Origin of the sequence: Catenulispora yoronensis (assembly GCF_039531695.1) — a bacterium.
Lineage (GTDB): Bacteria > Actinomycetota > Actinomycetes > Streptomycetales > Catenulisporaceae > Catenulispora > Catenulispora yoronensis.
In genome coordinates this window covers 42,024-63,376 of the sequence record NZ_BAAAQN010000017.1, presented here as the reverse complement: position 1 = coordinate 63,376, position 21,353 = coordinate 42,024, and the positions used below count along the sequence as shown (strand labels likewise).

The 21,353-nt window shown below is 67.4% G+C and carries 16 protein-coding genes and 1 pseudogene; 9 read left to right on the top strand and 8 right to left on the bottom strand.

What is annotated here, in order from left to right; all coding sequences use genetic code 11:
- Nucleotides 1-318 precede the first annotated feature (318 nt).
- The 3 genes from ABD481_RS47395 to ABD481_RS16310 are packed head-to-tail and all read left to right on the top strand — an operon-like array spanning nucleotide 319 to nucleotide 1,493.
- Complete coding sequence (locus tag ABD481_RS47395) at nucleotides 319-741, top strand: transposase (protein ID WP_425559191.1); 423 nt, start codon at nucleotides 319-321, stop codon at nucleotides 739-741.
- On the top strand, nucleotides 636-1,208 hold the full coding sequence (locus ABD481_RS16315; RefSeq protein ID WP_344666510.1) for a hypothetical protein: 573 nt from the start codon (nucleotides 636-638) through the stop codon (nucleotides 1,206-1,208). Before ABD481_RS47395 ends, ABD481_RS16315 begins: the two co-directional genes overlap by 106 nt.
- Nucleotides 1,209-1,241: 33 nt before the next feature.
- Nucleotides 1,242-1,493 (top strand): hypothetical protein, encoded by a 252-nt coding sequence (locus tag ABD481_RS16310; RefSeq protein ID WP_344666509.1) that lies wholly within the window; start codon nucleotides 1,242-1,244, stop codon nucleotides 1,491-1,493.
- A 501-nt stretch (nucleotides 1,494-1,994) separates the two neighbouring features.
- On the opposite strand, the gene ABD481_RS16305 is transcribed toward ABD481_RS16310, so the two are convergent.
- The 4 genes from ABD481_RS16305 to ABD481_RS16290 all read right to left on the bottom strand — a co-directional run bounded on the left by ABD481_RS16305 (nucleotide 1,995) and on the right by ABD481_RS16290 (nucleotide 6,961).
- Entirely contained in the window at nucleotides 1,995-3,020 is a 1,026-nt protein-coding gene (locus ABD481_RS16305) for a hypothetical protein (RefSeq protein ID WP_344666508.1), read from the bottom strand.
- A gap of 1,343 nt (nucleotides 3,021-4,363) precedes the next feature.
- Entirely contained in the window at nucleotides 4,364-5,425 is a 1,062-nt protein-coding gene (locus ABD481_RS16300) for a hypothetical protein (protein WP_344666507.1), read from the bottom strand.
- 128 nt (nucleotides 5,426-5,553) lie between these two features.
- Nucleotides 5,554-5,751, bottom strand: a complete 198-nt coding sequence (locus tag ABD481_RS16295; protein WP_344666506.1) for a ferredoxin — start codon at nucleotides 5,749-5,751, stop codon at nucleotides 5,554-5,556.
- 4 nt (nucleotides 5,752-5,755) lie between these two features.
- Nucleotides 5,756-6,961 carry a cytochrome P450 gene (locus tag ABD481_RS16290; protein WP_344666505.1) on the bottom strand — a complete coding sequence of 402 codons (1,206 nt, stop codon included), beginning with the start codon at nucleotides 6,959-6,961 and terminating at the stop codon, nucleotides 5,756-5,758.
- A gap of 448 nt (nucleotides 6,962-7,409) precedes the next feature.
- Here ABD481_RS16290 and ABD481_RS16285 point away from each other — a divergent pair, with 448 nt between their 5' ends.
- Nucleotides 7,410-8,576 carry a 3D domain-containing protein gene (locus tag ABD481_RS16285; RefSeq protein ID WP_344666504.1) on the top strand — a complete coding sequence of 389 codons (1,167 nt, stop codon included), beginning with the start codon at nucleotides 7,410-7,412 and terminating at the stop codon, nucleotides 8,574-8,576.
- Here the strand turns inward: ABD481_RS16285 and ABD481_RS47390 are convergent.
- From ABD481_RS47390 to ABD481_RS16270, 4 genes and pseudogenes are all read right to left on the bottom strand, one after another.
- Nucleotides 8,489-9,253 (bottom strand): DUF72 domain-containing protein, encoded by a 765-nt coding sequence (locus tag ABD481_RS47390; protein WP_425559189.1) that lies wholly within the window; start codon nucleotides 9,251-9,253, stop codon nucleotides 8,489-8,491. The genes ABD481_RS16285 and ABD481_RS47390 overlap by 88 nt on opposite strands.
- Nucleotides 9,254-9,770: 517 nt before the next feature.
- A pseudogene (locus ABD481_RS16280) lies at nucleotides 9,771-10,937 on the bottom strand (alginate lyase family protein); the annotation flags it as partial.
- Between the two features lie 213 nt (nucleotides 10,938-11,150).
- Nucleotides 11,151-11,363 carry a hypothetical protein gene (locus ABD481_RS16275; RefSeq protein ID WP_344666502.1) on the bottom strand — a complete coding sequence of 71 codons (213 nt, stop codon included), beginning with the start codon at nucleotides 11,361-11,363 and terminating at the stop codon, nucleotides 11,151-11,153.
- Between the two features lie 148 nt (nucleotides 11,364-11,511).
- Nucleotides 11,512-13,086 carry a glycoside hydrolase family 75 protein gene (locus ABD481_RS16270; RefSeq protein ID WP_344666501.1) on the bottom strand — a complete coding sequence of 525 codons (1,575 nt, stop codon included), beginning with the start codon at nucleotides 13,084-13,086 and terminating at the stop codon, nucleotides 11,512-11,514.
- A gap of 489 nt (nucleotides 13,087-13,575) precedes the next feature.
- On the opposite strand from ABD481_RS16270, the gene ABD481_RS16265 reads away from it, so the two are divergent.
- From ABD481_RS16265 to ABD481_RS16245, 5 genes are all read left to right on the top strand, one after another.
- Nucleotides 13,576-17,529: a SpoIIE family protein phosphatase gene (locus tag ABD481_RS16265; RefSeq protein WP_344666500.1), complete on the top strand. Its 3,954-nt coding sequence runs from the start codon at nucleotides 13,576-13,578 to the stop codon at nucleotides 17,527-17,529.
- Between the two features lie 73 nt (nucleotides 17,530-17,602).
- Complete coding sequence (locus ABD481_RS16260) at nucleotides 17,603-17,935, top strand: STAS domain-containing protein (RefSeq protein WP_344666499.1); 333 nt, start codon at nucleotides 17,603-17,605, stop codon at nucleotides 17,933-17,935.
- 131 nt (nucleotides 17,936-18,066) lie between these two features.
- Complete coding sequence (locus tag ABD481_RS16255) at nucleotides 18,067-18,483, top strand: ATP-binding protein (protein WP_344666498.1); 417 nt, start codon at nucleotides 18,067-18,069, stop codon at nucleotides 18,481-18,483.
- Nucleotides 18,476-18,802 carry a hypothetical protein gene (locus ABD481_RS16250; protein ID WP_344666497.1) on the top strand — a complete coding sequence of 109 codons (327 nt, stop codon included), beginning with the start codon at nucleotides 18,476-18,478 and terminating at the stop codon, nucleotides 18,800-18,802. The genes ABD481_RS16255 and ABD481_RS16250 overlap by 8 nt, the downstream gene beginning before the upstream one ends.
- Nucleotides 18,803-19,559: 757 nt before the next feature.
- Nucleotides 19,560-21,347 (top strand): DUF6461 domain-containing protein, encoded by a 1,788-nt coding sequence (locus ABD481_RS16245; protein WP_344666496.1) that lies wholly within the window; start codon nucleotides 19,560-19,562, stop codon nucleotides 21,345-21,347.
- Nucleotides 21,348-21,353 lie beyond the last annotated feature (6 nt).

Here is a 21,353-nt window from a genome sequence, read left to right as displayed (position 1 = left end):
ACTGCCGACGCTGCGGCCTGTCCGGCGTACGGGGCGATGTCGTCCCGGGTTCACGATGTCTACCTGCGGCATCCTGCGGACATGGCGCTGGCCGGGTTGCCGGTCCAACTCGTGCTGCGTGTTCGTCGGTTCGTCGGTTCGCCTGCGAGGGTTGCGGCCTGCTCGTGTCGCACGTTCGCCGAGCAGATCCGGGGGCTCACGTTCTGGTAGGGCCGCTGCACGCTGCGGCTTCGTGCTCTGCGTGAGCCGATCGGGTTGGCGCTGGTCGGCCGGGCCGGGGCTCGCCTGGCTGCCGCTGCCGGTTTTCCAATCGGGAGGATGACGCTGATCCGGCTGGTCAAGGCGCTGCCGGACCCGGAGGAGCCGACGCCGCGGGCCCTTGGTGTTGACGACTTCGCCACCCGGCGTGGCCACCGCTACAGCACCGTGCTGACCGACTCCGAGACGCACCGCGTCGTCGACGCGCTGCCCGGCCGTGGAGCGGTTCCGCCGGCCCGCTGGCTGGCTGAGCATCCAGGCGTGGAGATCGCGTGCAGGGACCGGGCCAGCGCTTACGCCGAAGGCGTCCGCCGCGGCACCCCGGCCGCGGTGCAGGTTGCTGATCGCCACCACTTGTGGGCGAGCCTCGCAAGGTTATGGAGAAGGAGGCCGCCGCGCACCGCGAGGACATCCGCGCGATCACGGTGCCCGTGGTCGGCGACCAGACTACTGACGGCGTCGAGGCTGGCATCACGGCACTGACCGGTCCGTTCGCACAGCGTGCTCGCGAACACCACGCCATGGTCCACGAGCTGCTCGCAGTCGGCTACGGCATCCACGCGATCGCCCGACACCTGGTAGGGGACGGCACGCCGTCCAGCGATACACCCGAGCCGAGCGATGGCAGGACCTGGTCAAGGGGCCGGCCGAAACGCCCCAGCGACATCGACCCGTTCACGCCCTACGTGCTACAACGCTGGGACCAGGGGCATACAAACGTCCTGCAGCTTCACCGCGAGATCACCGCGCAGGGCTACACCGGCAGCTACAGCACACTGCGCGATCGTATGCGCTGGCTGGCACCGCACCGGGGTCGACGCAGCCTGCCCACCTCCAAAGTGCCGTCCGTCCGCAGCGTCACCGGATGGATCACGCGGCATCCCCGCTCGCTTACCGAGCAAGATGCCGCCGGGCTCGAGACGGTCCTCGCCGGCTGCCCGGAAGTGTAGGCGGTCCACCGACATGTCGCCGCGTTCGGCGCGATGATGAGCACCCGGAACGGACGCGACCTGCCGACCTGGATCGAGGCGGTCCACGACGATGACCACATCCCGCACCCTGGCAGGTTTGCCGAAGGCCTGCTTGCCGACTTCGACGCCGTCACCACCAGTCTGACTCTGCCCTACAGTTCCGGAGTCACCGAGGGCGCGGCCAATCGCATCAAGGCATTGAAACGCGGAACCTCCGGGCGCGACGGATTCCAGCTGCACCGCAAGCGAATCTTGCTGACTTGATCCACTCCATCCGTCCCGGAAAGCGTGCCAGACCCCACATGAAACCGTCGCAGACATGGCAGCAATATCGATGTCCTGCATTTTCGTTCAACAGACAGCCCGCACGGACGGAGGTTGCGACCATATCAGGGTGCTAACACCGCTGGAGCTCAGTCTTCTCAACGATCAGCCAGCCTTTCAGGGCGCGCAATCTGACTTGCTAGGCCGAGAGCCGGCGATCGCTCAACTGGCCGATCTCGTACGCCGCTCGCAGTCAGCGGCACCGTTCACGGTGGCGATCTACGGCGAGTGGGGTGCATGCTCGGGGCTCCTTTCGCAGGCCCTTGGGGCCAATTGGGGGCCACAAGGCTCTGACCTGGTCTCTTGATGCTTCGTCAGTCTGCTGCGGATCCGGAGCCGTCAGTGTCTCGTTCGACCGCCGCGATCTGGATCGGTGGCTCCGGCCTGGGAAGATCACAGGCCGGTGCCACCGTGTTGGCGGTGCTGGTCGGGTTCAGCCGGTCAGGTTGCGTCCGGGGTGAACAGGAAGGCGTTGGTGTTTTGGTCGTCTACGATGGTGGCCGCGATCTGGCCCTTGTTGTTGATGGCCAGGCCGGGGGTGTAGGGCGGGGTCGGGAGGCCTCGGGTGCTGAGGTCGGTGGTCGTGCCGTGGTCCCACAGCAGGGGGTGGAATCCGGTCGCGTCGACGCCGTAGCCGGTCACCTGGCCCAGGTCGTTGATGCCGGTGGCGCGGACGGCGGTCAGGCCGGCCGGGATGGGCAGGTGGACCACTGTGCCGTTCTGCCACACGGCCGGGCCGCCGCTTGCCGGGTTGTCCACGGGCTTGGTGTTGATGACGACCTGCCCGTACTTGTTGATTCCGGCGGCGGTACTGCGCGTGTCGGGCAGCAGGGCACCGATGTCGACGAAGCTTCCGTGGTCCAGCAGGCAGGCGTGGATCAGGCCGTTGGAGTAGTAGCCGGAGATCACACCGTTGTCGTTGATGCCCGTGGCGTAGCACTGGCTGCCCAAGTCGGTCATCTGCCCGTACTGCCACAGGAACGAGTGGGTCACCTCCCCGGCGGTCTGGCCGTAGCCGACGACCTGGCCGAGGTTGTTGATCGCCTGGGGCGAGATACCGGTTCCCCCCAGCGTTCCCAGGTTGGTCATTGTTCCGGCAGCCCAGAAGAATGCCTGACCGTCGGCGGTTCCGATGATCTCGTTGTTGTTGTTGATCGCCACCGCCCCGGCATTCGTGGCGGTGGGAGTCAGGTCGGTGAGCGTGCCGCCGTTCCAGACGATCGCATGGCTCGCCCCCCTGGCCGACAGGTTGGCGAAGCCGACGACGACGCCGTTGTCGTTGACCTTCGCCGCTTCAGTCATGTCACCGCCCAGACCGCCCAAGCTGACGGCACTGTAGTGCGCGGCCGCGGCCGGAGCAGGCCCGGCGCCGACGCCGGCCGCTGCGGGCCCAGCCGCGAACAGCACCAGCGGAAGCGCGGCCGTCCAGGCCAAACGCCGAGTCGTGCGACGGTTCAGGATCCTCATAATCTCACCCCAAGTGGTAGGTGCCGATCGCGCCCCGCACCGTGATCGGCCGGACGCGACCGGCGCAGCCACCGGGGAGTATCACAGAACTCTGATTCCGTCGGAACGACCGCCGGAACATACGGCTGAAACCCCTCAGACCCCGGTATACCGCTCAGGCGCGCAGGGCATCACTGGTGCCGAAGAGGACCCTGGCTTGCGCGCTAAGGAAATGTGGGATCCCCGCCACAGAACCCGCCGTCTCGGCGATTTCTAATCGTCGCAAATAGGGGCCGACTGCCAGGGCTTTACCCACGTCAGCCGACCCTCAGTGTCATTCATCGCGCAACGTTAACCCTCCGACTACTCCTCAGGCCCCTGGGGCTCGCTTGGGAGCCACTAAGTCATAGGGAAGCCATTCAGTGACGTTCCAGCATCCTGGATCCGCTTCCAATCTGGATGCAGGTACCGCTGAGTCGTGGCGAGGGAGCCATACTGTTCCGCGAGACTCGGATGCCAGCCGCACGGCGACAACGAAGGGCAGTTGCTCGCGTCATGGCGTGGGCGACCCGATCGCCACAGTCCGGTGAACTGCTGGATGCCGCAGGCGGCGTCGGACTTGGCGTGCCTGTCAGACCAGCCAGCTTTGGTGGCGACGCGTTCTGGGCTGTCGCCTCATTCCCTTCCGATGACATGGCGCCTGACGGCGCGGAGGTCGACGTAGGCGTTGCGCTGACGTCTGACGAAGTGGTCCGTGTAGACGAAGCGGAGGGTTGACTTGACGGGGTTCCCTCACGCGCAATCTACCGTGTCAGGACTATGATGATGCCTGTCGCAGAGTTCTGTGATTGGGGAGGCGCTCCAAGTGACCCGACGTGGCCTATCGGTCACCGCAGGCCTGTGCGCTCTGCTGGGCGTCGCCGTTGCCGTATGGCTATGGCCCTCGCCCGGGCCGAAGATCGCCCGACACTTGACGCTGACCGACAACGGCAAGTCGGTGACCGTTCGGGTCGGTGACCGTGTCCAGTTGGTACTGGACCAGGCCTGGGCGATCGGGTCAGCGCCCACAGGTAGCGCCCTGCACCAGGAAACCCATCCCAAGTTCACCCGTGCCGATGGTCCGTGCGGCCCCACACCTGTCAAGTGCGGATCGACGTCCGCCGACTACATAGCAATCGCTCTAGGTGAATCATCGATCACTGCCCTCGGCAACTGTGGTGAAGTTGTATCTGACTGCCCCTATGAGCGCAGTCATTTTCGAGTAACAGTCGCGGTTTCTCCCTAGAGAAAACTAGCGTTGGGGGCATGTCGGCGACAGCGGCGCGGATGGTGTCGATCCGGCCAGATCTCAGCCGTTGCGCGCGTCATCCGGCGACTTCTTCGATGACGTCGAGGGGCGGCAGGTGGCGGTAGTCGTTGAAGTGGGGTGCGTTGAGTTCGGCTCTCAGACGGCTGATGAGGCCTCGCTTCCATGACGTGAATGGACGGATCGCCGTCATGAACGGGAACTGTGGAGACGTTTGGGCGATGCGCTCCTCGCAGATGGACAGCCAGCGTTCGGCGGTCGCCAGCGCCTGCGCGACGCCGGCCGCCACTTGTGGGCTGTTCACGAGGTCCTGGGAGGAGGCGTCTCCGGCCCAGATTCCGCGTAGTGTGTCGTCGAGGTTGTCGTCGAGGACCGAGATGATGCTGTAGGTGACCAGGCCCTTGCTCAGGTCGTCGGCCAGGTCGGCGACCTCGTCGGCGAGTTGGCGTGCGACGCCGAAGGCGTGGGTGGCCGGAATGAGCGGGGTGGCATCGAATCCGGCCAGCTCCGCCAGTCCACAGGTCAACGCCGTCAGATACACGCATGGTGAACGGTAGTACGAAGTCATCTGCGGGTCTTCAGTGCTTGCTGTAATGCGGCGGCACTGTTCGGCGGTGGGGATCGTCCATCGGTTGGCGTGTTCGTGCAAGGCGGCCTCAATGGCCTTGTGGTACGGACTACCGACGACCGACGCTACCCGGGCCCCGTTGGGCAGAGCAGCCATCGCGGTCGAGGCCGTGAACACCGAGCACAGGATCCGTGCCGTGGTCGGCCCCGAAATCACGTCGGCGTCGTCGAGCTCGTGGCTGATTGCCAGAATGGGCAATGAGAACCCGCTGAGGAACGCGTAGGCGAAGTCCTCGACCAGTGCTGGCGACAGCTCCATCGCGTCCCCGATGTGCAGCAGGGGCAGCACGTGCCGCTCCACCTTGCAGTAGGTGATCTTCTGGCAATAGCTGCGAGGAAAGGAGCCGACGCGCTGGCAGATGCGTACTAGTGGCGCCTGGTAGCGGTCGCGGAGTGCGGAAAGCAATTGGGCGTCCAGATCCTCGAAATCCTTGGCCGCGCTCTCGTCCAGTCCCCGTGCGATGTCGTCGACTGAGGGTATGTGCACACCCATTGCAGCTCTCTCCTGCGGTCGAAATGGGACGGTTGCTGCGATCCTCGGAGAGCCCATGGGCGCTCTCGCCATCAGCCTGTTCGACCGTCGGGCATGCACCGGCCGGGAAGCGCGGCCTGACCGCTCGCCTATTCCGTAATCGTCATCGCGCCGGACGGGCACGCAAAAGCCGCACGCCAGACCCGCCCCTGTTGTACTGTCCCGAGCGGCTGTTGGGTCAGCACTTGGACCAGTCCCACGCCCTCTTCCTGATCGCACACGTCCGGGGCGATCGTCACGCAGTTGCCAGCCCCGGTGCAGACCTCACGGTCCGCCTCGATCCGCATCAGCTCACCACCTCACCATCATCCGTCGCAGCCCGTACACGACCGCATCGTCCCAAGCGTCCGCATCGCAGACTTCTTCGGCTAGCGCCAGCGCCGGGAACCGCTGGATCAGTTCGGTCAGCGCGACGCGTATCTCGATCCGCGCCAGTGGCTGGGCGATGCACTGGTGCACGCCGAAACCAAACGCCAGATGGGGATGCGGCTCCCGGTCCACGTCGAACTGGTCCGGGTCGGAGTAGACAGCCAGGTCGCGATTGGCCGCGCTTGTCATGGCGATCGCCCCTTCGCCGGCCCGGATGAGTTGGCCGCCGATCTCGACGTCGGCAGTCGCCAGCCGGGGCACGCCGGTCCGCAGAATGGTCACATATCGCAGCAGTTCCTCGACCAGATTGTCCACCAGCGCGGGACGTTGCCGCAGTCGTTCGCGCAGCTCAGGATACCGCAGGAGCACCAGAGTGGACAATCCGATCATGTTCGCCGTCGTCTCGTGCCCGCCCATGAACAGCATCAGCGCCACGCCGACGACTTCCTCGGTCGTGAGCTCACCGGCGGCGACCCGATCAATCGCGAGCCGCCCGATCAGGTCATGCGATTCGCCCTCGCTCTGCTTGCGTGCGACGAGGTCGGCCAGGTAGTCGTGCACCGCCTGGGAAGCGTCGCCGCGCTGCTCGGGCGAGAAGGAACGATCGACTATGACGCGGCTGCGGCTCTGGAAGAAGTCATGGTCCTCATACGGGACACCGAGCAGTCTGCTGATGACCATCGACGGAGCGGGCAGAGCGAACTCGTTGATCAGATCGGCCGGCTGCCCGGCAGCGCGCATCGCGTCGAGCGCGCCGACCATGATCTCGCGGATCGATGGCTCGAACTGTCGCATGGTCTTGATCGTGAAACCCGGGATGAGGATCCGGCGCAGGTGCGTATGTCCGGGCGGATCCATCCCGACCATGAACCCGGTCGGGGACGTCGGAAGCGCCACACGGCCATGGAACCGGGGGAAGCCGGGGGCGAACACGCAAGACGAAAACGCCGGGCTGCGCAGCAGCTGGCGCACGGCCTCGTACCCGGTGACCAGCCATGCGGTCTGACCGGTCGGCAAGAGGACGCGACTCACCACCGGATACCCGGATGCGTCGGGCGGACTGATCAACTCACCGATGGGGCGAGGAAACGGATAAGCGGGTATGTCAACGCCTTCCGGCGTCCGCATGCTCCACCATCGACCTCCCCCTGCCGAGAAACCCTTACTGGCAGATCGCGTCGAGCGACGGCTCGACCAGTGCTCTGAGAACGGTCTGGTGCGGTGATCATTCTGGTGCGGTGATCGGCCTGGTGCGGTCCGAACCTCTGTGCCATTCGCATACTGCGCCGACGCATTGGGTGTCTAGAGCCAGCTTTACCCTGAATTGCCGTCCCTGGGCGTTAGAAGCCGTGACGTGCAGCCGCCTGACACAGGCTGTCGGCCGGTTGCTAAAGAAATAGCAACGCCTCAGCCATGAATTGGTCTAGACCCTTGAAGGGTCTAGACCAATTCGAGAGGCTGCGCCACGCAGTACGTCACCACGGCTCAGCATCGTCGGGCCGCCGCGACACGACCGGTTCCGCCACAGTTCCGTCAGTCCGTATCAGGAGACGTGATCACCAGCATGATCAGTAAATTGTCCAGCAGATTCAAAGCAGGTGTCGTCGCCGCCTGCGCCGCGGCTCTGGGGGTCGCCGCGCTGGTCGCCGCCCCGCTGATCCCCACAGCGTCCGCCGCCGGGGCGACCGGTCCCGCCGCGAACCTGCCGTCCTGCGGTTTCTGGGCTCCGGACGTCACCGCGCCGGCACGGTCGGTCACTCCGTGGACCAAGCCGCTCCAGACGGCCGGCGCCGTCAACTTCTCCACCCGTCAGGCCGCTCCGACGATCACCAGCACCATGGCCAACGGCCAAGTGACGATCACCGTCGCCCCGGTGGCCAACGCCGTGGCCTACAAGGTGTGGCGCGACGGCGTCACCATCGGCTACATCAGCTACTGGGGCCAGACCACTCCGTTGACCGTCACCGACACCACGCCGTGTGCGAGCTCGTACTACGACGTGATCGCCATGTATGACACCAACAACAACGATGCTTCCTACGGTCAGCTCTCGGTGCCCTACTGGCTCAACAACGACGGCAGCATCTCTCCCGGGACCGGCAGCGTCGCGCCCGGCACCACACTCAGCAACTTCATGGTCACGTCCTACGACAACCTCGGTCCGACCGCCACCGGGTTCAACGCCCAGATCGGTGTGTGCGCCACGGACCCGCGGTACATCCCGTGGGGTACGTACTTCACCGTCCCGGACTACGGCACCTGTATGGCCGGGGACCTGGGCACCTGGATCCAGGGCAACATCGTGGACATCTGGCTGCCGTCCGGCCAGGCGAGCGACTGGGGTGTCCAGAAGCGGAACCTGACGGTCATCGCGAACCCCTACGGCGGCACGCCGCAGCCTCCGACCAGCAGCGGGCCCACGACGTCCAGCTCGGGTGGGAACACCTCCACGAGCCCGGGTGGACCTTCGAGCTCAAGCCCGACGAAGACGACCCCTTCCAGCTCGACCCCAAGCTCGACCCCGAGCTCGAAGCCAAGCTCGACCGCAAGCTCGACCTCGAGCCCGTCTCCGAGCGCATCGGGCACCTGCGCGACCGCGTGGAACGCGAGCACTTCGTACAACAACGGCCAGGTCGTCTCGTACAGCGGCCACAACTACACCGCTACTTGGTACTCCGCTGGTGCGGTGCCGAACGCGTCCACTTCGTGGGCGGTGTGGAAGGACAGCGGAGCTTGCCACTGACGGGCCGATGGCAGACAGCCAATAGCTGACACAACAAGCACGACCGGGACTGGTGCGAATGGCACCGGGACCGGTCGTGCGCCACGTCGACGCCTATCATAAGCCTGTTGTACGTACACTGACTCACCCCCGACCGCTGAGAGCCCAAGGCATCCTGGCGCGCTACGCTCGGCCCAAGCCGCCAGCTCAGGATCCGAGTATTCGTAGCGGTAGCGCTCCTCCTTTCCGCCTCGTTCCCAACCCGGGCTGTGACAGTGCAGCCGGTTGACCACCTTGTCCGCGGTAATCGCAAGCACCGGGGGTACCGCGGCGGGAGCCTGCTGCGGCATATCAGCACACACATAGGCGGCGTTGTGCGCACGAAGCATCTCCCACGTGCGCTCCCGCTGCCCCGGTTCCAGCCAGGAGCTGTCCCGGAACTCCACCGCCGCTGGCAGCGGTTCGCAGTACCGCGGGCAGAGTGCCGCCGGTTGCCCAGGCTTTGGCCGATCATGTGCGTCGGCACCCGCAACGCCGAAAGGTGTCGCCGACGGTGCACCCTCCCGAGGCCCTCCCCGCGGATCTCGGCCTAGCGCTAATGGGATCCAAGGCGAACTTCCGCGAAGCGCCTCACTCCCGACTGAGCCGCTCAGTGGGCTCGCGACCCCAGGCCCTCCTGGCCTGAGGTCGCGACTCACCTCCAAAAAAGGCTGACGGTGGCGGGTCTTAGCAGGCTCCGTTGTCCTGCCAGATGTTCCAGGCGACGGCCGAGCCAGGGGTGACGCCGGTGCTCCAGTACAGCGCGGTGTAGTTGTGGCCGCCGTAGGAAGCGTTGTCGCCGGGGACGTACGACGCGGTCGCGCTCCACGCCTTGAAGCAGCTGCCGCTCGGGCCGGCTGTGACCGTAAGGGTGTAGGTGGCGGTATGGCTGCCGGAGGCGGCCGTGCCGGTGACGGTGACCTTGTAGGTGCCGGCGGGGGTGGTCGAGCCGGTGGCGATTGTCAGGGTGCTGTTCGAGCCCGAGGTGACCGTGGCCGGGCTGAAGGTCGCGGTCGCGCCGGTGGGCAGGCCCGAGGCCGACAGTGTCGTCGACTGCGCCGCGCCGGTGGTCACCGCAGTGCTGACCGTGGTGGTCACCGCCGATCCGGCCGTCACGCTTCCGGACGCCGGCGAGGCCGCGACGGAGAAGTCGTTACCGGCCGGTGCCGTGCCGGTGTCGCCGTCGGTGAGAGTCTCCCAGGCGATCCAGTGGTCGTCGGTGCCCTCGGGCCGGTGGGCCTGTGTGTACTTCGCGGTGTTGGTCATGGTCAGGCCGAGCCGGTTGTGCAGGGCGTTGTAGCCGATTTCCGTGATGGCGCCGAGCCCGGTGTTCACGCTCCCGCCGCACAGCGACGACGGGACGGTGGCGCCGTTGTCGTAGTTGGTGTGGAACTCGTACGTGGCGCGCATCCTTGTCGCCAGTTGCGACCAGAGGTTGGTCCCCTGGAGGCCGACGGTCTCCGCGACGTGGGCAATGGCGTCGAGGCCCCAGCCGGTGTGGCCGAAGTCGCGGCAGGTCTCCTGAGCTATGCCGTTGGGGAACGTGGACTGCCCGAACCAGTAGCTGATCAGTTCACTGGTGGTGTTGACGCTGGAGCGGGGCGGATAGGCCGGCTGGCTGCCGTCGGCGGTGTTGTAGACGTACGCCGGGACGCGGCCGGTGAAGACGGACATGGCCTTGTTGTAGTCGGCGTCGTCGTCGAGGTGGACGGAGATGCCGACCGCGGCGTCCATCATGATCAGCTCCCAGTTGCCGTTCTTGTCGGGAGCACCCTGGATGACCACCGGGAGGTAGACGTTGCGAAGCATGGTGTCGAACCGTGCGGAGTTCGCCCAGCCGCCGCTGTAGGTGTACTTGATGATCTCCGAGCTCTCCGACCACACGGTCCCGGCCCAGCCGGTCTGCAACGGGGCGTTGGAGTTGGTGTGCTCGGTGATGGTGCCCGACCAGGCGTCCATGATCTGGATCGCCTTCTTGGCATAGGCGGTGTTCCCGGTGACATACCAGGCCAGCGCGTCGGTGTACGAGGCGATCGCGTCCTCGCGCTCGGCACTGCAACCATTGTCAGGGTTCGAGGATGATCCGCAGTCGACGTCGGCGCGGGGATGCGGGGTGTATGACGAGGACGCGTAGGAGCTGGCCGTCATCTGGGCCCACGCGGACTTCTGCGGCTCGACGCCGCCCTGGACGCGGGTGCGGATCATATCCAGCTGGGATTTGCCGAGCAGGACTCCGGGATGGGTGAAGCTGGTCGGAGCGACGACGGCTTGGCCGACGGAAGCCGTGGATGCGCGGATGGCCGGCGCCGCGCCGGCGCCGGGGGCGGCAACGCCGAGCAGCAATCCGATCCCTGCGACGAAAGCCGCCGCACCGGATACGGCGTGACGGGAGCAGCGGTTGTACAGGCGCAGACGCGGGGTGGGGACGCGAAGCGACACTGCGGAGCCATCCTTTCGTTAGTAAGTTTACTTACATAAATTGACTGAGACTGGCACGATCTGGGTCATCGATCCGGCCAGTCCATGGGCCTAAGCGGCTGGATCGCCGCAGAGTGCTCAGCGCATCTGACGCCGAATGTGTCTCAGGAAACTGTCGGCCCGCGTGAAGTCCGGCTGGCTGCCCTTGATGCCGACGTCGCCACGGGCCACAGACCACAGACCACTGTTCAACCGGCGAACGACCAGCGGGATGATGACCGCAGCCCCGATGAGGTGGCCGACGCCGAAGCAACGAGGCATCGAGAGCCTTTGCCGCGCGTGGATCTGCATCAGGATTCGGAGTGCGCGGTTCGGCGATTTCGCCGCTCGCGTGACCGCTGCGACACACCGCGACACGCCGCGATACGCCGCGGCCCCCAGCCGCTTACGGCAGCGGGGGTCGCGGCTCAGCCTCGGGTGAGACTGCCTGAGGCAGGTGTCAGCAGGCTCCGTCGTCCTGCCAGATGTTCCAGGCGATGGCCGACCCGGGGGTGACGTCGGTGCTCCAGTACAGCGAGGTGTAGTTGTGGCCGCCGTAGGACACCTTGTCGCCGGGGACGTAGGACGCCGTCGCGCTCCACGCGGTGGAGCAGCTGCCGCTTGAGGGGGCTGTCACCGTGATGGTGTACGTGGCGGTATGGCTCCCGGTGGTGGCCGTACCCGTGACGGTGACGTTGTAGGTCCCGGCGGGCGTGGTCGAGCTGGTGGTGATCTTCAAGGTGCTGCTGGCCCCTGAGGTGACCGTGGCCGGGCTGAAGGTCGCGGTCGCGCCTGAGGGCAGGCCAGAAGCCGATAGTGCGACTGTCTCCGCCGAGCCGGACGTGACCGCGGTACCGATCGTCGTCGTGGCTGAGGCGCCGGCGGTGACGGATCCCGAGGTCGGCGAGGCCGAGACGGAGAAGTCGTTGCCAGTCGTCGAACCTGTGGTGACGGTCAGCGCATAGGTGGCGCTGTGACTGCCGGAGGCCGCGCTGCCGGTGACGGTAACGGTGTACGTTCCGGCCGGGGTCGACGAGCCGGTGGCGATCGTCAGGGTGCTGCTCGCCCCGGAGGTGACCGTGGCCGGGCTGAAGGTCGCGGTCGCGCCGCTCGGCAGGCCGGAGGCCGACAGCGTCACCGACTCGGCCGAGCCGGAGGTCACCGCGGTGCCGATCGTGGTGGTCGCCGCCGATCCGGCCTTGACACTGCCGGACGTCGGCGAGGCCGAGACGGAGAAGTCACTCGTCGTACCGGCCATGGCCGAGCCGAGGGTGTCCAGGGCCTTCTGGACCAGTGCCTGGGCGTTGGTGTTCAGGGTGGAGTTGGTGCCGTTGACGACCCAGGAGGGGCCGGAGAACATGACCACGGTGACGCCGTTGTCGACGCCGCCGGTGGTGCCGCTGCTGGGGATGCCGAGCAGCTGTGCCGCCTTGACGGACGCCTCGCCGAGTTCACGGGAGTCGTTGTCGGAGGTGGTCTGGTTGTTCGCGGTCTGGGTGTCGCCGAAGATCGAGCCGATGACCTTGCCGTTGTAGAACATCAGCGCGAACTGTCGCGCGGACATGCCGTGTTCTTTGTAGAAGAAGTGCGGGCAGGGGGTCTTGCGGTCCCAGCAGTCGTCGCCGAGCACGTAGAACGGCACGTGGTGGGCTCCCAGCTGGGCGCCGTTGCTGTCCTGCCAGGTGGTATCACCCTGGTGGTCCGGGTCCGGATCCGGGTCGCTGCCGTCGTCGTCGATGGCCATGCTGGAGGTGTAGGCGTAGACGCCCGGTGCGGGCTGGTACACGTTCACGTTCTGCGCCCGCGTCATCGTGTTGATGTGGGGCTTGGAGTTGACCTGCGTCGCCGCCGTCGAGTGCTGCTGGACGCCGGCCAGGACCTGGGCGGCCGTGTACGAGGTGCCGGCCGGCGCGGCGGCGGCCCGGGCGACGGCACTGGACGTGGTGGCCGCGCCGGCGTTCGCGGTGGCCAGCGGGCCGGCGAGAGTGAGGGCCGTAGCGAGCGCCACGGCGAGGCGGGTACGGATCGATGACATGGCGGAGTGAGCCCTTCCAACGATTAGTAAGGGTGCTTAACCAGATTGAAGCACCCGCCTCACCACCCCACAAGGGCTCTGGTAAATATGGTTAACGAGAGTCGGCTGAACGTGGGCACGCGCCGCCGCTGCCGATGCCCCGCCGAGAGCGCCGCAGAGACGTCTGACGCGGCTACCGGCAACTGCACTTACCAGCATGCTTACATAGTTGTGGTTCGCCGAGCGCGGTAGGCGGCTGCCTTCGCCTTATCTCCGCGTCCTCGCGTCCTCGCGTCCTCGCGTCCCCGCGTCATACCGATCGGGAATCCGGGAAGACCACAGATGTCGCCGTCGACACGTATGCCATGCCGTCACACCAGAGCGCTCTTAGCCGATCTGGAATTTGCCCAGAGGCCGCAGGCGAGGCAGATTCGGCTTTACGCTGGTGCTGGTGATCACCGGTAGCGAGGTTCGCAGAAGGGGCTCGTGGAGCGGGGACAGGAGGCGGTGATGAATCCATCGGCACCCGGGACCGTTCCGGAGTTCCCGCCGGAGCTGCTGGCCGCGGACCCCGGCAGCGCGGTCAACGCGCTGATGCGGGAAACGGCGTGGTCGGCGACCGCTCTGGGCCCGGTGCACACGTGGGGTCCGGAGCTGCGGACCGCGGTCGGAGTGTGCCTGAACTCGCCTTTCCCCATGCTGGTGATGTGGGGCCCGGAGTTGGCGATGGTCTACAACGACGCGTTCGTGCCGATCCTTGCTGCCAAGCACCCCGCCTTGGGGCAGCCGTGCGCGCAGGTGTGGTCCGATGCCTGGCCGGTGGTCGGGGAGATGCTTGGGGAGGTCATGGAGCACAGCCGGTCCACCTACCACCAAGACCTGCCGCTCATGTTGCAGCGCCACGGCTTCGACGAGACCGTGTACTTCACCTTCGCCTACAGCGCCATCCCCACCTCCGCAGGCGTGGGCGGAGTGTTCACGGTAGTTACCGAGACCACCGCCCAAGTACTGGGGACACGGCGGCTGGGCACGTTGCGCGAGCTCGGTGAGGCCCGGTCGGCGCAGGTCACCGACGCCGGGCAGGTGTGCGCCACGGCGGCGGAGGTCCTGGCCGCGCACCGCGAGGACACTCCTTTCGCCGTGATGTACCTGCTGGACGCCGATGGTGATGTGGCGCGCGCGTGCGGCGGATTCGGGCTGGCCGGGCCGGCGCTGTCAGCGGCTGGTCCCCTACCGCCACGGGTGACCGCCCCGGCCGCCGAGCCAGGACAGGAGGACGACTGGGTCTGGCAGGCAATCGCCACCGGGGCGCCGCAGACCCGCACGGGGTTGCTCCAGGTTCTGCGGGACATGGTGGTTGACGAGGCGGGAGCGGAGCAGGCCATGCCGGTGGACACCGCGGTGGCGTTACCGTTGTCCGCCCCCGGAACCGGCCGGGCGCACGGCGTTCTGGTCCTGGGCGTGAACCCGCACCTGGCGCTGGACGGGCCCTATCGGGAGTTCCTTCAGCTGACGGCCGATCACCTGGCAGCTGCGGTCACCGATGCTCGGTCCCGGGAGGCTGCGCTGCGCCGCGCGGAGGAGCTGGCCGAGCTGGACCAGGCCAAGAGTCGGTTCTTCGCCGGAGTCAGCCACGAGTTCCGCACACCGTTGACGCTGATCGCAGGACCGGCCGCCGATGCCCTGGCCGACGCCGACGATCCGCTGACGCCGGCGCAGCGCCGCCGCGTGGAGATCATCGGGCGCAACGCCGGAAGGCTTCGGCGCATGGTCGACACCCTGCTGGATTTCAACCGTATCCAGGACGGCCAACTGTCCCCGGAACCGGTCGCGGTGCCCCTGGGCGCGTTGACTCGCGGCATCGCGCAGTCCTTCGCACCGGCGGTACGCCGCGCCGGCCTGGAGCTCACGATCGACTGCCCCGCCGACGCCGATGCCTTTCCGGTCCTGGCCGACCCGGGCATGTGGGAGCGCATCGTGCTGAACCTGCTGTCCAACGCGGTGAAGTTCACCCCGGCAGGCAGCGTCCGGATCAGCCTGCGTATCACCGGCCAGGAGGTCGTCCTCACGGTGGCTGATACCGGCGTGGGCATCGCCGAGGACGAACTGCCCCACATTTTCGAACGCTTCCGCCAGGCCCGAGTCCCCGGCGGACGCTCCCACGAGGGCTCGGGCATCGGCCTGGCCTTGGTCAAGGAGCTGGCTGCGCTCCATGGCGGCACCGTCGAGGCTGCCAGCCGTCTTGGGGTGGGCACGGTGTTGACGGTGCGCCTCCCGGCCCGCCCAGCAGGCGGGGCGTCCCCGGCACCGGCGAGCCACAGCGTGGTCCAGGACTACATGGCCGAGGCGCTGCAATGGACTTCGGCGGTTCCTGCGGACTTGCCCGCCGGCGCCGGCTCTCCGGCGGCGGGTACCGCAGGCGGCGACACGGTGCTGATCGCTGAGGACAACGCCGATCTGCGGACCTACCTGGCCACGCTACTGGCTCCTCACTATCGCCTCGCCGTGGCTACAGACGGCCGCGAAGCCCTGGATCTGGCCCGCTCCCTGCGGCCGGACCTGGTGCTGGTCGACGTCATGATGCCCAGGTTGGACGGGTTCGAGCTGCTGGCCGCACTGCGCGCGGACCCGGCGACCTCCAGCACCCCGGTGGTGTTCCTGTCCGCGCGGGCCGGCCAGGAGGCCGCCGCCGAAGGCCTGGCCGCCGGCGCGGACGACTACTTGGTCAAACCGTTCACCTCGGCGGACTTGCTGGCCCGTATCCGCTCCAACCTGGATCTGGCCCGGCTGCGCAACCATGAGTCAGCCTGGCGCACCGCCCTGGTCAACGCCATGCAGGACGGGTTCTTCGTCGCCGACCGCGACCTGACGGTCATCGAGATCAACGATGGGTTCACCCGGCTGCTGGGCTATCGGGCCTCGCAGCTGCCTTGGTCCGTGCCGCACCCTTGGTGGCCCAGCCCCGACACCGATCCCGAAGGCTACGCCCTCCTGGAGACCGCCCTGGAGGTCATCGGTACACACGGGCGCGGCAGATTCGTGCTGCCGCTGCGTCACCTGGACGGCCACCGCCGGTGGATCGACGTGGCCGTGGATTCGGTCCGGGACCGTGACAGCACCGGACAGCTGCTGGTCGGCACTCTGCGCGACGTCACCACCATCCAACTGGCCGCCGAACGCGACGCCGCGTTGGCCCGGCTGGCCCGGCTGCTCAGCGGAGCCAACGACAGCACCACCATCCTGCGGCTGGGGCTGGCCGATCTCCGGGAACACTGGGGTGCCCAGCAGGCGACGCTTCTGCACTTCAACGACATGCAGGTCAACGAGGTGCAGTTCAACGAGGTGCAGTTCAACGAGATGCACTTCGATGACATGCACTTCAATGACACCGTCACCGACGGTGATCCCGGCCCTGTGCCGGTCGCCACCTCCGGCTCGGCCGGGCTGGCCGACGCCGGCCTGCCGCCGCCGGAGGCCCTGACCGCCGCCCGCGCTGGCCGCCTTTTCATGCGCCGCCCGCTCGAGCCGGACGCCGAACCCGAGGACGGTGGCGGCGGTGGTAGCGGCGGCGGTGGCGGCGGTGGCAGTGGCGAGGCACTAGCGACTGGCATCGGGGTGCCGCTGTTCGACGGCACCGACCAGGCACTGCTGTGGCTGGAGTTCGACCGGCCCCGCCCGCTGTCGGGCGACGACCGCATCCTGATGGTTCAGCTCGCCGCCCACCTGCAACGTGCCCTGGGCCGGGCCCGGGCCACCGACGAACACCGCCGGGTCGCCCTGGCGCTTCAGCGGGCCATCCTGGGACCGGCACAACTCCCCGAAGGGTTCGCCGTCCACTACGAACCGGCCGGCGCCGCCTTGGAAGTCGGCGGCGACTGGTACGACGTGGTGGAACTGCCCGGCAACCGCTATGGCGTCGTCGTCGGCGACGTTGTGGGCCGCGGTCTTGCCGCAGCCACCACGATGGGCCAGTTGCGCAGCGCCGCCCGAGCGCTGCTGCTGGAGAACAACGGCCCGGCGCGGGTGCTGGAAGCCTTGGACCGCTTCGCCGAGCTACTGCCCGGAGCCCTCTGCACCACCGTGTTCTGCGCCGTCATCGACCCCGCCACGCACACCGTGACCTACAGCAGCGCCGGACATCTGCCGGCCCTGCTGGCCGTCCCCGACCAGCCCGGCTGCCGCCTGATGGGCGCCCGGTCCACGCCGCTGGCAGTGACCGCCGGCACCGCACGGCCCCAGAGCACCACCGCCATCCCGGCCGGATCCCGCCTGCTGGTCTACACCGATGGACTGGTGGAGCGGCGCGGGGAGGACATCTACATCGGCATCGCCCGCGCCCAAGCGGCCCTGGCCGCAAGCAGCGGCGCCGATCCCGGCGCCGCCATCGACCATCTGTGCGCCGTCCTGCTCGACAAGGACCAGCGGGCAGACGACGTGGCACTGCTGCTCTACCACCAGACCTAGGGGCACCCGCGCCACATGCCGTCCCAGCCGGCGGCGATGACACGCCGCGGCACCCCGCCTGCAAGGAGGCTTCGTGACCCACGAGTTGACCACCGCCGTGCACACCGCCCCGGACGGCACCGTCCACCTGGCCGTGACCGGAGACCTGGACTTCCGCACCGCACCCACCCTGCGCGCCGCCGTGGACCAGGCCCCGCTGCTGCCCGGCACGACCCTGGTCATCGACCTGACCGAGCTGGAATTCTGCGACTCCAGCGGCCTCACCACGCTGCTGGCCGCCCGCCGCCGCGCTGAGACCGCCGAGGCACGGCTCGCCTTGGCCGGGGCCTCGGCGCAGCTACTGCGCACCTTTGAGCTCACCGGTTTGCAGGAGCTGTTCACTCTGCTGCCTGCATCCGGCTCATAACCGGGCACCGCTGCGGGCCTGCCGCCACGGCAGCCGCGACGAAGGTTGGTCCCTGACATGCCTGATCGGATCGGCAACAGGAGCCGGAACATTCACCGCTTGGATCTGCGGGCGCTGGGTAGCCGGAACCGATGGACAGGCAACGCGGGCACGATACGAAGCATGCGGTCCTACACCTGCCCGCTTCCTCCGACGCCCCCGGCAAAGCCCGGGACTTCCTCGCCGATTTCGCCAGCACCCACGACGGCGCCGCCGAAGCGTGCCTGCCGCAGGGAAGCCTGGTGGTCAGCGAACTGGTGGCCAACGCCGTGATGCACGCCGGCACGCCGGTGTCGGTCGGCCTCACAGTACGACCCGACGCCTTGGAAGTAGCCGTCGGCGACCTGGATCCAGCTCCTCCCAAGCTGCTGCCACCGGACCCACACCGAATCGGCGGATTAGGCCTCCACATGGTGAACCAGCTCGCCGAGGCCTGGGGCGTGCGGACCATCGGCCAGAGGGGAAAGACAGTCTGGTGTCGGCTGCGGCCTCAAGCTCAGCTTGGCTGATCGCGCCCATCCCGCTGCTGCGGCCACCGGCCAGCGCTTCGGGCCGTGCGGCAAACAGCAGGCCAATCTCGGTTCGGCCCCGCCGATTTCGCCGGAGGCTCCCGACCCGGATCTGGCCGACAAGGTCAACGCCGCATGGCTGCGGATGGTCAGTGAGCACGGCTTACTCAACGCCGACTGCGAGTTTCTGATCGCTTGTCAGGAGTGGATGGAGCAAGGCCAGCCAACGGCGGCGGTTCGGGAACGAACCGAAGGAGAGTTGGGCATGGATATGTCGGGTTCGGCGAAACCGACGAGGTGCGGCAGCGGCGATAGGTAAGGTGGCAGGTCCGGCGGTGTGGTCCCCGCGCGAGCGGGGATGGTCCCGGGGACAAGGTGACGCAGCCGTGAAGCACGCAGTGGTCCCCGCGCGAGCGGTGAGGGCCGTTAGGGGCGACAGTAGACGACCCGCCGCTGAGTACTCGCGCTACCCGGTCGACAAAGGTCAAGAGGTCGCAGGTTCAAATCCTGTCAGTCTGACGGTGACGTCGCAGGTCAGGACCTTAGCCCGAGTGGTCGGATTGAGACCCTTGATACGCTTTGGGAGCCGATTGGGGCCTTCGGCAGCATCACGACACTTCCATCCAGCACGCTTACGGCGATCTCGATCACCATAGCCAGGGCTTCCTGACCAGCGGTCAAGGGCGGCAGCGGGTTCACAATGAAAGAAATTCTGCATTCTGCGTGCGTCGCGGGCCCGGATCCAGGAAGATGGAGTCCGACGGGCTCCTGGTTCAACGCCTCGGAACTGACACCTCCCGACGCGCCGCCAGGAGCCTGTCGCCTTCATCAGGTTGTAGTGCCTCCGAAGCTTGGTCGCTGCGCGTGACCTGGCCTTTCAGGCGGCTATTCGGTGCTCGTTGATCAGCTTGCGAAGAAGTGGTTCGCGCTGAGTTCGGTCTGGTTGAGCTGGAAGGTCAGCGACGCCGATGCCGCCGGCCAGTTGAATCAGGGCCCGATGACTTCGGGGCGGCGGCGGTGTCGGAGTCCTCTGTCATCCTGAGCCGATCAAGGGAATCAGCGGGGGTGGTGGGGCGGTGTATGGGACGACTGAGCTTCCGGCGGCCGTGATCGACGAGATCGCGCGGGTGGTGGCGGCGGAAGTGGAGCGGGTGGCGCGGCTGGTGCCGTTTGCGGCGGCGGCGGAGTTGGGTCGGTTGAGTCAGTCGCATGCCGACCGTGGGGTGTGGCTGCGGGGGTCGGTTGAAGCGCAGCTTGCGCCGGGAGTGCGGCGAAGGTTGGCGGCCGAGAACGGGCTCGCCAGTCTCCCGGAGTCGGTCGCTCAGCGGCTGCTTGATGCCCTGGAGATGACGGTGGCAGCACTGGATCCTTCGGTGCCGCACCTGCTCGAAGCGTTGCCGGAAGCGGCTCCGGGATCGGGCCTGGTGACCATTGTCTCGGCGGGGAGCCGGAGCGAGATGGCCGCGAAGCTCGCCATGCTGGACGCCTTCGTGCCTGGCGCCACCGACATGGTGGCCTGTGTCGTGGCCGCTGTCGCCGCGCATCCCTTGGTGGCTCCCCAGTTGGTCGGTGCCGGTTCGGACGAGGCGGCCATCGCCGCGTCGCACGGTTCACGACACCTGGCGTTGGCCGTCATCGTCACCACAATCGTGCTGCGGACACTGCGGACACAGCGGACACAGCGGACACAGCGGTCGCCGCAGCCCGACGTCACAGCCGCAGCGATCATCGGTACAGCGCTCGGGGTCGTGGCGCCGATCCTGCGGGACGCTCCGATGCCCGCCGGGTATGCAGAAGCCGCACTGGCCAGGCGCCAGGCCGAATACCTGATGCCGCGGCACGCCTATGGTCGGGCTGTCGTCACCGATCACGTCTTCACCCTCACCGAAGGTCCGCTGGAATCGGCTGTGGACTTCTCGGAGAACGGCCTGATCGCGGTGCTTCCGGACGGAATCGCCGTTCGTGCCGCGCGAGAATCCGGCCCCGTCTCCGTCGCGTTGCATGTGGTGGAGAAGCCGCCGGTGCTAGAGGCGTCCAGAGGAGACGAGATCGTTGAGGTCAGCTGGCGAGCGCCGGCCGGCGGCAAGTGGTTATTCGGCCATGACGAGATCGAGCCGACGCAGATCACGCCTCCATGGCCCGGCGACTACCGCATTCGGGTCTTCGCGAGCGGTCGGGACGAGGGGAACGGCCGTGAGAACTACGAGTTCGTGATCTGGCGGGCGCAGGCTGCGGATCCCGTGGTGCACAAGCAGACCGACCGGCTCGGCTACACGCTGCGCAGCGAGCCGGTGCCCGCCGCCGCCCCGGACGCGGTCTACCGCTGGGTCGAGTCCAGCAGTCTGTCGCAGGCCGCCACGGTCACCTTCGTCGCCGACAAGTCCAGTTCCGAGGTACTGCGCGCGTTCGGCGCCGATGAGTCCGCGCCGTCTCCGATCGAGGAGCTCCACGAACGGCAAGATCGCTTCGACGATCCGTGGGTCTGCGTCGTGGAGGTGGCCGGCGGCACGGTCGCCGTGGAGTTCAACGGCTGGAAGAGTAGCTACACGCCGGTCCTGAGCACGCTGTCCTCGCCGGAGACCCGCGCCGCCAGCTTGTTCTGGAACATCAACTCGATGACCCGGTTCTCCTTGGCGCGCAATGGAGAAGTGCTGACCAACACCGAGTTCTACCGGAATCACATCGAATCCTCGGAGGCTTTGGAACTCCTGGCCGACCTCGAATTGGAAGGCCGGCACCGAATTGCCGTGGGCCTGCTGGCCGCCAGCCGGTTCACCGGCGTCTGGCTGTCCGCCGAGGACCTGGCCCGCATCGAAGCCGCTGATATCGGGTATCCGATCTTGCCGACGCCGCCCGCACAGTAGAGGGCG

Excerpts from the sequence above, each read along its gene's own strand:
- ABD481_RS16305 (WP_344666508.1), bottom strand. The coding sequence starts at position 3,020 with ATGAGGATCCTGAACCGTCGCACGACTCGGCGTTTGGCCTGGACGGCC.
- ABD481_RS16255 (WP_344666498.1), top strand. The coding sequence starts at position 18,067 with ATGGACAGGCAACGCGGGCACGATACGAAGCATGCGGTCCTACACCTG.
- ABD481_RS16315 (WP_344666510.1), top strand. The coding sequence starts at position 636 with ATGGAGAAGGAGGCCGCCGCGCACCGCGAGGACATCCGCGCGATCACG.
- ABD481_RS16290 (WP_344666505.1), bottom strand. The coding sequence starts at position 6,961 with ATGCGGACGCCGGAAGGCGTTGACATACCCGCTTATCCGTTTCCTCGC.
- ABD481_RS47395 (WP_425559191.1), top strand. The coding sequence starts at position 319 with ATGACGCTGATCCGGCTGGTCAAGGCGCTGCCGGACCCGGAGGAGCCG.
- ABD481_RS16275 (WP_344666502.1), bottom strand. The coding sequence starts at position 11,363 with ATGCAGATCCACGCGCGGCAAAGGCTCTCGATGCCTCGTTGCTTCGGC.
- ABD481_RS16310 (WP_344666509.1), top strand. The coding sequence starts at position 1,242 with ATGATGAGCACCCGGAACGGACGCGACCTGCCGACCTGGATCGAGGCG.
- ABD481_RS16295 (WP_344666506.1), bottom strand. The coding sequence starts at position 5,751 with ATGCGGATCGAGGCGGACCGTGAGGTCTGCACCGGGGCTGGCAACTGC.
- ABD481_RS16265 (WP_344666500.1), top strand. The coding sequence starts at position 13,576 with ATGAATCCATCGGCACCCGGGACCGTTCCGGAGTTCCCGCCGGAGCTG.
- ABD481_RS16300 (WP_344666507.1), bottom strand. The coding sequence starts at position 5,425 with ATGGGTGTGCACATACCCTCAGTCGACGACATCGCACGGGGACTGGAC.
- ABD481_RS16270 (WP_344666501.1), bottom strand. The coding sequence starts at position 13,086 with ATGTCATCGATCCGTACCCGCCTCGCCGTGGCGCTCGCTACGGCCCTC.